Origin of the sequence: Bacillus sp. FSL H8-0547, from assembly GCA_038002745.1 — a bacterium.
Taxonomy (GTDB): domain Bacteria; phylum Bacillota; class Bacilli; order Bacillales; family Bacillaceae; genus Bacillus_P.
In genome coordinates this window covers 3,715,899-3,727,777 of the sequence record JBBODD010000001.1, presented here as the reverse complement: position 1 = coordinate 3,727,777, position 11,879 = coordinate 3,715,899, and the positions used below count along the sequence as shown (strand labels likewise).

The following is an 11,879-nucleotide window of genomic DNA, read 5'->3' as shown; positions in this document are numbered from 1 at the left end:
GAGGAAAACTATATCTGTCATTTGTGACAGATTTTGTCGAAAAATAAGAAAAACGCACGAAAAAATTTCGCGCGTCTTTTTTGTACATTATTTTTTGATCGCTGCTTCAAGCGCAATTTCCATCATTTCATTGAATGTTGTTTGGCGCTCTTCAGATGTCGTTTCTTCCCCTGTAAGAATGTGATCGCTTACTGTCAGAACAGAAAGAGCCTGGCGGCCAAATTTAGCAGCAAGTGTGTAAAGGGCGGCGGATTCCATTTCGATGGCCAGTACGCCGTATTTCGCCCATTTCTCAAGCTCTGAATTGTCGTTGTAGAACATATCGGCGGTGAACACGTTGCCTACTTTCAATTTCAAGCCTTTTTCATTTCCTGCTTCATAAGCAAAGCGCAGAAGGTCAAAGTCAGCCGTCGGAGCATAATCAACTCCGCCAAATGTCAATCTGTTCATTTGCGAATCTGTTGATGCGCTCATCGCAAGAATAACGTCACGGACCTTTACATCCTGCTGAATCGCACCGCAAGTTCCAACGCGGATCAGCTTTTGCACGTTATAGCTTTGAATCAGTTCGTTTACATAAATCGCGATGGATGGCACGCCCATGCCAGTACCCTGGACGGAAATTCTTTCGCCTTTGTAAGTTCCTGTGTATCCTAACATACCGCGCACTTCATTGTAGCAGACAGCATCTTCTAAAAACGTTTCCGCAATATATTTTGCGCGCAGCGGATCTCCAGGCAGCAGAATGGATTCCGCAATCTCATTTGGTTTTGCTCCTATATGAACACTCATTTTCATACCTCCAGTTTCTATGTAAAAAAGGTGCTTTTTCAATATACCATAATCCTGCTGAAAAAATCTTTTCCCTTTCTACATTTTTCGGGATTCCTTTCAATTCTATACATGATACTTATTTACTGGTGTGAAAACGGCTTATTTCGAGAAAAATAGGTGGGAAAAGGAGGGATACTGATGGGCAAAAAACATCGAAACAGAGTCAATGGACAGAAAAAAAACAATCATATTCCGGCCGAAGCTATTGAAGCTGAGCATAATGCACATGGAAAAGAAGCTTCCCCCAAAAAACGCAAAAACGGTCCTGGAAACCACATATAAAGAAAATCAATAAGAAAGGGCAGCCACTGTCGCTGCCCTTACCTTACCTGCATTCTGCTTATTTTCTTCCAGCCGCCTGAAAACAGCTTATAAAAGGTCTGTCCCCTCTTTGGCTCATCAATCAGCAAAATATCCCCTGTGGCAATAAACCTTGCCCTGTAGTCTTTTGGGACTCTGTCTTTCACATTAAACATGCAAAAGATGTGATGCATGGCATTAATGTGGCCCGCTGCCTCCAGATTCATCCTGTATACTTCTTTGTATCCATTTTTTTGTCCATATTCCGGCGTTTGAAAGATGGTAACCTCATATGTCTGAGGCCTCGCTGCAAAAAGACTTAATCCCATACATGCCACCCCCATATTACATATTAGGTGACTGCTGCCTTAATTCCTTCGTCTAAGCTGCACTAGTTTTGTCGATTAACATTTTAATCCATTCATACAGCCTGATCAGTATTAAGAGCACCACAATGCCTGCAGAAAATCCTGCTGCTACATCAATGGCATAATGAACGCCTAAATACACTCTGCTTAACCCAATGAATCCTATAAAAAAAACAGCCGCCCAAAACCTTTTCTTTTTTGTACGGCTCGCTGCTGATGTGTTTGCCAGCAAAAGGTAGCAAATAAATCCATAGAAAACGGTGGAATTCATTGCATGGCCGCTTGGAAAACTGTAATGTGCTGCATCAATGACCGCATGAAAGGATGGTCTTTCCCTTTCAAACAGATCTTTAAGCCCGATGTTGAGATAGCGTGCAGAATAAAACGCAATCCATAAAAAGACAGGAGCTAGAACGTTTTTATTCAGCAGAAGAAGAAAGGTTGCAAATAAAAGCACAGGGTATTCGGCTTTTATGGAACCGGCATCGCTGACTGCCAGAAATACAGCAGTTGCCGGTTCTGACCGCCATGTTTCAGCTTTTTGCACGACGAAGTTTTCAGCATGCTGAACACCATCTATCCTGTAAATACATGCAAGTAAAAGAAACAGGAGAAAAAAGGCGGCTATCTTTTTCACGGCTTCTCCCCTCCCACGGACTGCTTAATTCATTTTGTTTCTTTTATGTTCCTTATGCCCTGGAGCAGGCTGGGGTTTATGTGCGACTTCGGTTGAGAATTCTTCTTTATATTGACCCGGAGCTTGTTTTTTTGCTTTTTGCTCAGCGCTGTTCTGATGTTTGTGTGCCATGAATCATTCCTCCTGATAATAAATAGATGCCTTCTTATTTTTGCTGAAAATACGGCAGCCATTCATGTGTTCCGGAGCCATTCTTTCCATAAATATGCTGCCTGTCTCTCAAAAAGACGCGGGTCATTCTGGTTTTCCTTTTTCATACAGCAAAAAAATCCGTTCACCTTGAACGGATTTCCTTAAGCTGCTTTCCAATTTTAAGACCCATTTTCACATAGAGTCCTCCTATAAAAACGATAAGAACAATCATCCCCACATATTCAAGGCCAGCAAGCTTCAAGCCGGTGCTCATCGCGGTAATGATGTACAAACTTCCAAGAAGTGTCCTGATCTCCGCCTGTTCAAACCTCGATGTCAAGTATGCTCCAGCCTGCGCACCTGCAAGTCCCCCTGCTATCAGCATGGCACCAACTGACAGGTTAATCGGTGATTTTGCGAAATATGTAATAAAACCGGCCGTAACAATGAAAAGAACACTCATAAGACTTGTCCCCACTGCTTCCCTCGGTTTAAATCCGGACAGGGAAATCAAAAGCGGCACAAGTATAAAGCCCCCTCCAACCCCTAGAAGAGTTGAAACAAAACCTCCGGTCGCGCCTGTAAACACCAGAATCAGCAATTTCATGCCCTTTTTTCTGCCTGATGATGCTTTCTTATCCTTCCTGAGAAGCAGACTCCAAGAAAAATAACCAAGGAGAAGAACATAAGCAAGCGGAATCACTGTTTCATCCAACTGATGATCACTTAAAAAGAAAACAAATGGATTGGCAGCCTGTGTAGCTGCCGCTCCGCTCGCGCCAATCAGGGCTGCCTCCTTCCATTTGACATTTTTCATTTTCAAATGTGCGAATACACCGGAAACCGATGTTCCGATTGTATACATCAAACTTATGGTGATGGCAGTAATCGGATCAACTGAGAGCAGCAGGAGTACCGGAGTAAGGATAAATCCGCCTCCAACGCCGAAGAACCCAGACAAAACACCAATCAGTAAACCGAGTCCTGCGTATAAGATAAAAATAAGAATCACACCTCTGGTAAAAATAGCCGTCAATTCCTATTTTATCGGTCCTGGGGAGAAAATAAAAGGTATGCCTTGTAATCAGAATCTTTCAACTTCACCTTGGCCGTGCGATTATACCATTATGAACTTTAATAAAGCCGTGGCGCAGGATATCGAAACCGCTTTCATAAATATACAGTCCCATTTGCTGAATCGTCATTAATTCTCTGTACGTATGATTCATGACATCCGCCATAATCTGATAGTACAGTTTTGATTTAGCCTGTGCCCTTGGCGTTGTCAGAATGGCATAACCGCCGTCCTTTAAAAACTTCCTGTGCCAGTCGATGGCTTCTGGCTTTTGCTCATCGGGGAAATGCTCAATCATTCCAACGCTGATCACAATATCGAATTCTTTTCCGAAAGTAAGATTGCGAATGTCATCGACCAAATAGGTGATGGTAAAGTCATTTTTGTAATAGACTCTGTGGCTGCCCGTCTGAGGGTTTTGACCTAAAAAAGGATAATGCTCCGGAAATTCGGCAAACCTGCTGTCCCTGCAGTACGCATCATAATCCACCATAACCACTTCTGCACCAGGATACATGGCTGCAAGCTGCATACCCTCATACCCTTCTGCCGCGCCGAGAAACAGTATTTTTGGTTTGCTTACATCCAGCCCTTCAAACAATGCGCGTTTTCCCCGAGGATCCCAAATGCCGTCCTCCATCCTGTGGATGTAATTCCAGAGCCTTAGTTTAAATGACCGGCCGAGTACTTCCCTGACCTCTGCAGGACGAAAAGCAGAAAAATGCATCCTTAATTCCCGGCTGAGCTCCTCCATTTCTCCCGGCACATCTTTTATGAACCACTCGTGAAATGATTTATTGAAATATTCCCAAGATGTGTGCACCGGCATGGACAACCCGTTTTCTTTTTCCCATTCCTTCCGGTCCTTTGATACGGTTTTAACTTCATACGGTTTTCCTGTCTCTTTCCAGGAGAGCTGCGACCAGTCACTTACGACATTTGACGTAAAGAACGCATCTTTCTCTTCATCTGTATATGTGCGCAAGTCAATTTTAAAGCTTTCTGTTAAAGCTGTTTTACCCAGATCCTCTTCTGTAAACGGCCGATGTGCGGTGATCATTGCAGCACCTCTTTTTAGTCAGAATTTTACATTCATTCTAACAACGATTATCTGCTGAATCAATCACTTTGTCCAATTATGCTTTTTTGAAAAAAGCTGAAATACTTCGAAAAAGCGAGTGAGAGAGAGATGAGGTAGGTAAAATGACTATATTAAGCCTTATACAGATAATTCTGAATCTTTAAATTATGTAAAGACTTTGTTAAGATGAATTTACTCAATCAAGGGAAGGCGTGATTCCAATGAAGATGGTCAGCGAAGCATATCAGTAGCCCATCTCGGAAAAAATCAGTCCGTGAAAACTGATTTTGAGATGTGTGGATATGCGGGATATCAGTGAATCCGACTTATTAAAGGGGATGATTCCAATGACTGCCGTTAGCGAAGCATATTGTAATCATGCTGCCGCAGGAAAATAGCCGGTGAAAACTATTTTCGGCGCATGTGGATATGCGGGGAAGCCAGAGCAGGAAAGCAATATAACAGGATGAGTTAGTAAGAAAAGAAATCTGATTCAAAAGTGTGATGGTAACGCAATTCGTTAGACTTGAGTTAAAGAGCAATGGGAATAAACTGATTCATCGTGCACTATGTTAATTGAAACAAATCAATTGATGGAAAGCAGCGAATGGGTTTTAGTAAGAAAGGATCGAACTTAAAAGTGAATATGTTTGGATTGAAATAAGACGCTGTTTATGTCCGGTATACATAGACAGCGTTTTGTTGTGTTCCAACCTCTTTTATACAAAAAGACGCTTCATAGGAAACGCCTTTCTGTGCTCTCAGCCTGCTGTGCCCTCTGAAGAATAATACTCATCCTTCAAAAACTGCAGAAATTGATCTCCTGCATCATAAACGGGTCCATTATTTCCCGTTTCCTGAATCCTTAATTTTGCAGCATCTATGTATGGAAAATAAGAAGCCGGTATTTCCAGATCTTGAATCAGCTGCTCTCTTGTTTTATCCAGGACTGTATACTTTTTTATCCAGAGATTCTCGTTCATATCTATCCATCCCTTCCCTCTTTCTTAGCCAATATGTTTAGTTCACTTCTTCATAAAGCAAAGTAGTCAAAAACGGAAACGTTTCAGTCATTCCTTCTCCGTACTCATCTTTTAATGCTTCAACAAGCATAGTCGGCAGTGTTTCCCGCTTTTGAATATCAAATGAAACGATTTCATTTGCATTAAGGCCGAATGTAAGGCCAGTATAGGTGTATCCGATAAAGAAGCGGTCTGTCTGCAGACATTCAATGACTTCTTCTTTTTCTTTTCCAAGGGTTATTAATGACAGTTTTCCCTTATCCGTGCCTATTTCTATTTCGTAAATCATGCTGCATCCTCCTCATTTCTCTCTTTTCTGACCGATTTCTCGCTATACTATTCGAACGGGCATGGTCATTTTCTGACTGTCCTGAAACCTTATGCAGTAACTGATACCAGTCTGGTTAAAAAATGGCTTCATCAAATAAAAAAAGCAGCAAGATGAACTTGCCGCTTTTAAAATCAGCTGTATCTATGGATAACATCTTCCAATGTTCTGCGGATGGCCTGCTGATCCGCATTTGGAATCATCACTTTAACAAGAGATTCATCCATTTCAAGCGCTTCTGACAAAAATCCTCCCAGACCTCTTGCTCTCCTGTCGATCTCAAGCATTAGCTCTACTCCCTGCGGACTGATATTTGAAATCACGACCTCCAGTTCATCTAATTTCCCTCTGAACGGACCTGCAGTCGGATAAAATTCAAATTCCTGTATGAACGGCAGCCTTTTTCTCAAATGGTATGGAGCTGCCTCGTTTTCTGCTTTGCGCAAATTGAATCCGAGATCTCTTAAAGCGGCAAATACGGTTTGAACAATAGCGGGTGGAAGGACTTCAATCCGGTCTTTATCACTTGGATCAACGGCCCCTTTAATATCCAGCCCTGTTTCGAGCCACACTTTTGATGAACCGAGAGTAATCGGCGTATCCGAAGGAAGCTGAAACGCAAACGGTATTTCTTTCACTTCATTTGCCATGATGACAAATGGCTCATTGATTTTGATTTTGGTGATTGTGGCGTTTTGATAATACTTTTTATCATCTGTCTCTTTTAAGTAACTTGTTTGGAGGGACAGATAAATCTCATCAATCTGCTGTTCAACATTTCCCCCCTGAACATGAATGATGCCTTTTACTTCATCCATAAGAGCAATCCTGTCAGATGCAAGTCTTGCATCCACTTTTGCAGCCCCAATTCCTACACTTGATAAAATTTTATTAAAAAATGACATTTTCTTCTCCCCCATCTGCACACTTCAAAACATCAGCTTTCAGGTCTTCAATCCTGTCATATGGCTGCTGAAGCTTGAGCATCCGTTTAATCGTATCTTTTGAGTGCTGAGTTATTGCAAGTTCTTCTTCCCAGCTTCTGTTCTTTTTCGTAACAGGAACATATTGCGAATACAGCAGAAAAAGAACAAAGTGGCCAAGCGCATAAAAGTCGCTTTGAAAAGAACGTTCTCTGTAAAGTCTTTTTTCACGGGAAAAAGACTTTCCCAATTCTGCCGGATCCGGTCCCTCACCAATTCTTGCCGCAAGTCCGAAATCAATGATTCTGATGGAGTCATGCTTCAAGAGGATATTTGGAATCCTCAAGTCCCTGTGCACAATCCCTTTTGCATGAAGAACCTCTACAGCCTCTATTACTTTCAACAAAATACGGAAAGATTCCTTCTCTCCGAATGATTCTTTTTTCAGGAAGATTAAATCTTCAAACGTATCTCCCCCCATATACTCCATTGCAATGAAATGCTTGTTGTTCCAAAAAAATGAGCCTGAATAAGCCGGAAAATACCGACTGCTGAGTTCTGCCAGCAGTTCTTTTTCAAGCCTGAATGACAACAGGCCGCTGTCTGTTGCAGCCTTATATGCCCTAAGCTGTTTGAGCACAAGCGGCTCATCTCTTTTTGTTAAAGCAAGATATGTGATGCCGTAGCTTCCTTTTCCAAGGACTTTCTGTATGGTATATCGATGATCAATTACATCACCGGCCTTTAGTGGCCGCTCTCCGTATTTTAGGAGAAGGTTCTTCATCAGCTGCTGTAGGATCCTGAAAATCTGCTCGATTTTGATTTGCGTTTGTAGTGCTTATAGCCGTATTTTGAAGGATTTCCGTATGGTCTGCTTCTTCGGTCGCTGCTGCTGTATCTGCGGTGCGATTTTTTTCCGAGAAACGATTTAATCAATTTTTTCAGCATGACAATCCCTCTTTCGTTAAAAGTTCCTGCTCTTTTCATACGTTCCGCGAGAACAAAAGTTTCAGGTTTTTCATATGTAAGTAAGAGGCAAGGTTTTAGGAGCTGGCACAAATGACATTCCTCCCCCTTTTTAAAAAACCAACGATCGCATCTCTTATGAATCACGCAGAGAAAAAAGCATTTAAAGATTACTTGATGGCTGATCAGCCAGGTCCATCTATTGTGTACGGTGAAGAATCGAAGATCATCCGGAACATCCGGGCTGTTACGGCATCTTACAACCTGAATAATGTAACGAGGACAAAAGCTTATCTTTCCTTCTATATAAAACATCCGGAGATTCATTGGGCTTTTTTAGCCCACATGGTTTCCCGTAACGGCGGCTACAGCATGACTGATTTGAAAAACAGTCTGGTGAGCCACTTTCTATCCGAAAATGAACGAAACTCTCTGTTTCATTTTCTAGAATCTGCAAATGCCCTGATTTTCCACGATGCTTATCCTCAGCTTCTGCTTTATGAGGAGAGCAAGAAAAGCGGAAAGTCTTTGTTCCGTCTGCTCCCCGCCTTACATGTTTCGAGATTTATGGAGCCAGTCTGGGCGCAGTTTTATGAAACGAAGCAATCGGATTTGCTTACCCTTGCGCTGATTACGAATGAACAGCAGTATGTCGAGCAGCAGCTTGTATCAAAATCATCAGACATATTAAAGTCCATTCCTTATCTGCTTCAAGAAAGGTGCGGTTTTACAAACGTTATTTTCCCCTTTAAAAAAAGAGGGTATGATCAGTATTTTTCACTGGCAGGAATTGAAATAGGACAGTTTATCGATCCGAAAGAAAGAATCAGCATTGGCAAATCCCTTTACAGCACCTTGTTTCATCCTGCGGTTTTCCCGTCAGCTCTTTTATTTGCAAAAACATTTCCCCATTCCGGCTCACGGGAGGATTACTGGCCGAACCTGTTTGCATCTGATCCCCATCAAAAAATATACAGCCCGAAGCTGACAGATGTGTGGAATGATGTATCCCATAAATATTTCCCGTGGCCTGACTGGCTGAAGGATCAGGAGATGGTGTCTGGCTTTGACTGCTTTGATAAGAAGAAAACGTACAGGGACATGACAAAAAACGTAAAAATGGATCTCCTGAAAATGGGGTCGATGAAGCTTCTGACAAAACCATTCTTAAAACGCGGCATGTAAAAAACGGCGAGAAATCTCGCCGTTTAATCAACGTCTTCCAGGTCTTCGTCAATAATGCACTTTTCAAGAAGATAATCAAATGCAATATCCGCGATCGTATCAAGCTCCGATTCCGAGGGAACATATCCCCGCTTTGTCAGCTCATTGTAAAAGAATTCAGCCATTTCTTCGGTATCAATGATTACTTCAATTTCTTTCACAACATCGCCCCCTTAGTAATTGTTTATATGTCCAACTTGTATCATCTATGTCTTACAAATCAAACATTTTTCTTTTCATATTCTTTTTTCACGGTGCATACGATGAAATAAATAGATCAACAGGAAAAGGAGATGCTGAAAATGAAAAATGGACAAGCTGCTGCAAAACAGGAAACGAATAAATTTCTTGTATTTTTAGACGGAGAAAGATTTGAATGCGTTCACAAACAGATGATTGCATGTCTTCAAACGATCATGCTTTATGGATGTATTCCGTTTTTTATTTACGTTCTCATATCTCTTTTTCATTAAGTGTTCGTATATTTTCTTAAACTGTCGATGATAAAATCCATCATTTCCTTGTATTCCAGATCACCAAACATATCATACATAAATAAATAGTCATTATAGATATCTAAAAGTTCATCAACAATATCACGTTTGCTGCGCTTGACTTTCTTGGCGGGGAGTTCCTGCTTAGGCAGCTTTTCTTTTGCCAGAAGCTGCTCAATCCCATTTGTTTCCTGCGAAACAATATGCATCAGGCTAAGCTGCTGGACAAATGTGCCTGCCTGCTTTTTCCCCATGACGAAAACAAGCTCTTCTTCGGATGCTTCAAGCCATTCCCCGTCGTTGATTCTCATCAGTTCATAAATGATGTCTTCCCAGCCATCTTCTGTGTATCTCCAGATTTCAGTCCGGAATCCAACCACCTTGAAAAGCTCTTCTTCATAACCCTTCACTTGAACAATATCCCCGATATGGTATTGAAACTCAATTTCAATCTTCTCTGAATCAATCACCTTCCCGGTGTACTCAGAGTATAGCTGTATCGCGTTTTCAAAGTACAAAATCTCGCTGTGGTTCACTTCGTAAAGATAATGCTGATCGATCTGATGAACGTTCGTCACTGTCCCGACCGTACTGTACATAACAATCACGACAATATCCCCGACTTTGTACTTTGGTATTTTTTTGTTCACGATTGATCCTCCTTTGCCGCGATTCATAAAAGATAAAATAGTATATGCCGGAGCGCAAAATAAGTAATGGGCAAAACAGCAAAGGATTCCGAGTTGGACTCATGAATGTTCATCAAGAAGGAAATAGTAAGAACCTAAAAATCAATTCAAGGAGGACTCACCGTGGAAAACACATCAAACTTCGTGAACAGCCTGCAGCAAAAACAGCAAAAAGACGAATACAACCGCGAGCACCAGGGCAGCAGCAACCCGGGGAAGAAGAAGCCTAATAAGACGAATAAGTAAGAAAAGCGGAAGCGCCTGGTTAGCTCCGAAGGACAGAAAAGGCTCCGCCGGAAAAAGCCGGTCTTGCTTTTTTTGGCGGAGACGTTCTGGTCGAGGAGTTAGGCGCTGGAGCTGGACAGTAAGAAAAGCGGAAGCGCTCGTTTAGCTCCGGGAGTCAGATAAGGAAACGGCGGTAAAGGCGCTTTTTGCCTTTGCCGACGGTTCCGTTCTGACAGAGAAGCTGAGCGGTGAAGCTAGACAATAAGAAATGCGGAGCCGACTGTTCAATCCTTTCAGTCAGATAAGATATCACCGGAAAAGTCCGATTTTGACTTTTTCGGTGATTTTGTTCTGACAGAAGGACTAGGAGGCGGAGCTGGACAATAAGAAAAGCGGAGCCTTTTGGCTCCGCTTTTCTTATGATTGGTCATACAGTCTTCCTCTCTTATACATCCAAAACAGCAGCAGAAAACTGACAATCATGATGAGCTCCGCCCAGATTAAATACCACGGCCATTTGCCAAGCACGTTAAGCAAAGACACACCCTCAGGCTTTTTCATAAGGAACATATAGTTTGACCCCAGCCACTTGTTTACGGCAAAAATGATGGCAGCATACAAATTAACAATCAGAACGCATACCCATACTGTCCGGAATGTTATTTTATAGGAAAAAGCCATCAGCATGACCAGCACCGCCAGAATAACAGTCCCATGCGAGATAAAAAAGACAAGGTACTGAAAGTGCGGAAAATGATAGGTGCCGAGGTCCGGAGTCAATAGAGCCTGCACAGAGCTTGCAATTCCTGCAAAATATAAAAACTGGAAGAGTTTTTCCGACCCGTTTATGAGCATGATGAAAGCGAGTATGACGGACAGATCACTTAAATGCAAAGGCAGGGCAGATGCTGCAGACCACGCATGTTCACTCAGCAGCCATATCTGGTGAGTGATCAGCGCAAGAAACAGCACAGCTGCCAGAGCCAGCCTGATGGGTTGCTGATGAGGCATCCAGCTCTTTTTTAACAGCATTATTCCAAGAATAAATACAGATATGATAACTAGCGTCCATATGTGCTCTGCAGAAAACAGACTAAATTTGTCTCCACCTGGACGATACTGAAGGTACTCTTCCACGCCCTCACCTCTCATGTTTTTTATTAGATTTCACTTTAATAGAAAGTCTATCCGTGAAAAAAAGAGGCGCGGACAATACATGAGAGCGTTGAATCTTAAAATTATACTGAGATGCTCCATACGCTAAATTAATGCCTCCGCTGATTGTATCGTTCGAAAGAGCGTGAATCTTATGCTACATGAACACGTGCCGGAGATTATAACGTACGATATCGCGTGATTCTTATGCTATTTGAACACATGTTGGAGATTATAACGTACGATAACGCGTGATTCTTATGCTACATGAACACGTGCTGGAGATTATAACGTACGATAACGCGTGAATCTTATGCTATCTGAACACCGGCCGCTTTTATACCGTACAAAGCAGCTATTAAACAA

The 11,879-nt window shown here is 42.1% G+C and carries 18 protein-coding genes; 4 read left to right on the top strand and 14 right to left on the bottom strand.

Annotated features, from left to right (window positions below; translation table 11 throughout):
- Positions 1 to 87: 87 nt before the first annotated feature.
- Positions 88 to 792: a purine-nucleoside phosphorylase gene (gene deoD / locus MHB63_18845; protein ID MEK3808584.1), complete on the bottom strand. Its 705-nt coding sequence runs from the start codon at positions 790 to 792 to the stop codon at positions 88 to 90.
- Between the two features lie 180 nt (positions 793 to 972).
- Here deoD and MHB63_18840 point away from each other — a divergent pair, with 180 nt between their 5' ends.
- Complete coding sequence (locus MHB63_18840; protein ID MEK3808583.1) at positions 973 to 1,116, top strand: hypothetical protein; 144 nt, start codon at positions 973 to 975, stop codon at positions 1,114 to 1,116.
- A gap of 38 nt (positions 1,117 to 1,154) precedes the next feature.
- Here the strand turns inward: MHB63_18840 and MHB63_18835 are convergent, their stop codons facing one another.
- The 10 genes from MHB63_18835 to MHB63_18790 form a co-directional block, all read right to left on the bottom strand.
- The gene (locus MHB63_18835; protein ID MEK3808582.1) at positions 1,155 to 1,463 is read right to left on the bottom strand and encodes a hypothetical protein; all 309 of its coding nucleotides are present in this window, start codon (positions 1,461 to 1,463) and stop codon (positions 1,155 to 1,157) included.
- A 52-nt stretch (positions 1,464 to 1,515) separates the two neighbouring features.
- Entirely contained in the window at positions 1,516 to 2,139 is a 624-nt protein-coding gene (locus tag MHB63_18830) for a phosphatase PAP2 family protein (protein MEK3808581.1), read from the bottom strand.
- 24 nt (positions 2,140 to 2,163) lie between these two features.
- Positions 2,164 to 2,310, bottom strand: a complete 147-nt coding sequence (locus tag MHB63_18825; protein MEK3808580.1) for a hypothetical protein — start codon at positions 2,308 to 2,310, stop codon at positions 2,164 to 2,166.
- 163 nt (positions 2,311 to 2,473) lie between these two features.
- The gene (locus tag MHB63_18820) at positions 2,474 to 3,343 is read right to left on the bottom strand and encodes a sulfite exporter TauE/SafE family protein (protein MEK3808579.1); all 870 of its coding nucleotides are present in this window, start codon (positions 3,341 to 3,343) and stop codon (positions 2,474 to 2,476) included.
- 88 nt (positions 3,344 to 3,431) lie between these two features.
- Positions 3,432 to 4,466: a class I SAM-dependent methyltransferase gene (locus MHB63_18815; protein ID MEK3808578.1), complete on the bottom strand. Its 1,035-nt coding sequence runs from the start codon at positions 4,464 to 4,466 to the stop codon at positions 3,432 to 3,434.
- 782 nt (positions 4,467 to 5,248) lie between these two features.
- Positions 5,249 to 5,470, bottom strand: coding sequence for a hypothetical protein (locus MHB63_18810; GenBank protein MEK3808577.1), 222 nt, complete (start codon positions 5,468 to 5,470; stop codon positions 5,249 to 5,251).
- Positions 5,471 to 5,507: 37 nt separating this feature from the next.
- Positions 5,508 to 5,798: a hypothetical protein gene (locus MHB63_18805; GenBank protein ID MEK3808576.1), complete on the bottom strand. Its 291-nt coding sequence runs from the start codon at positions 5,796 to 5,798 to the stop codon at positions 5,508 to 5,510.
- Positions 5,799 to 5,971: 173 nt separating this feature from the next.
- Positions 5,972 to 6,742, bottom strand: a complete 771-nt coding sequence (locus MHB63_18800; GenBank protein MEK3808575.1) for a sporulation protein — start codon at positions 6,740 to 6,742, stop codon at positions 5,972 to 5,974.
- A complete protein-coding gene (locus tag MHB63_18795; GenBank protein MEK3808574.1) occupies positions 6,729 to 7,544 on the bottom strand; it encodes a protein kinase family protein in 816 nt (271 codons plus the stop codon). Before MHB63_18795 ends, MHB63_18800 begins: the two co-directional genes overlap by 14 nt.
- A complete protein-coding gene (locus MHB63_18790) occupies positions 7,544 to 7,708 on the bottom strand; it encodes a hypothetical protein (GenBank protein MEK3808573.1) in 165 nt (54 codons plus the stop codon). Before MHB63_18790 ends, MHB63_18795 begins: the two co-directional genes overlap by 1 nt.
- A gap of 111 nt (positions 7,709 to 7,819) precedes the next feature.
- Here MHB63_18790 and MHB63_18785 point away from each other — a divergent pair, with 111 nt between their 5' ends.
- Positions 7,820 to 8,911: a DUF2515 family protein gene (locus MHB63_18785; protein MEK3808572.1), complete on the top strand. Its 1,092-nt coding sequence runs from the start codon at positions 7,820 to 7,822 to the stop codon at positions 8,909 to 8,911.
- Between the two features lie 23 nt (positions 8,912 to 8,934).
- Here the strand turns inward: MHB63_18785 and MHB63_18780 are convergent, their stop codons facing one another.
- A complete protein-coding gene (locus tag MHB63_18780; GenBank protein MEK3808571.1) occupies positions 8,935 to 9,111 on the bottom strand; it encodes a YozD family protein in 177 nt (58 codons plus the stop codon).
- 141 nt (positions 9,112 to 9,252) lie between these two features.
- Between MHB63_18780 and MHB63_18775 the strand changes: the two genes are divergently transcribed.
- Complete coding sequence (locus tag MHB63_18775; GenBank protein ID MEK3808570.1) at positions 9,253 to 9,423, top strand: hypothetical protein; 171 nt, start codon at positions 9,253 to 9,255, stop codon at positions 9,421 to 9,423.
- Here the strand turns inward: MHB63_18775 and MHB63_18770 are convergent.
- Complete coding sequence (locus MHB63_18770; GenBank protein ID MEK3808569.1) at positions 9,420 to 10,094, bottom strand: hypothetical protein; 675 nt, start codon at positions 10,092 to 10,094, stop codon at positions 9,420 to 9,422. The two genes, MHB63_18775 and MHB63_18770, sit on opposite strands and share 4 nt — an antisense overlap.
- Before the next feature lie 162 nt (positions 10,095 to 10,256).
- On the opposite strand from MHB63_18770, the gene MHB63_18765 reads away from it, so the two are divergent.
- Positions 10,257 to 10,379 carry a DUF4023 family protein gene (locus MHB63_18765; GenBank protein ID MEK3808568.1) on the top strand — a complete coding sequence of 41 codons (123 nt, stop codon included), beginning with the start codon at positions 10,257 to 10,259 and terminating at the stop codon, positions 10,377 to 10,379.
- A gap of 396 nt (positions 10,380 to 10,775) precedes the next feature.
- Here MHB63_18765 and MHB63_18760 read toward each other — a convergent pair whose 3' ends face one another.
- Positions 10,776 to 11,510 (bottom strand): TIGR02206 family membrane protein, encoded by a 735-nt coding sequence (locus MHB63_18760; GenBank protein ID MEK3808567.1) that lies wholly within the window; start codon positions 11,508 to 11,510, stop codon positions 10,776 to 10,778.
- Positions 11,511 to 11,879 lie beyond the last annotated feature (369 nt).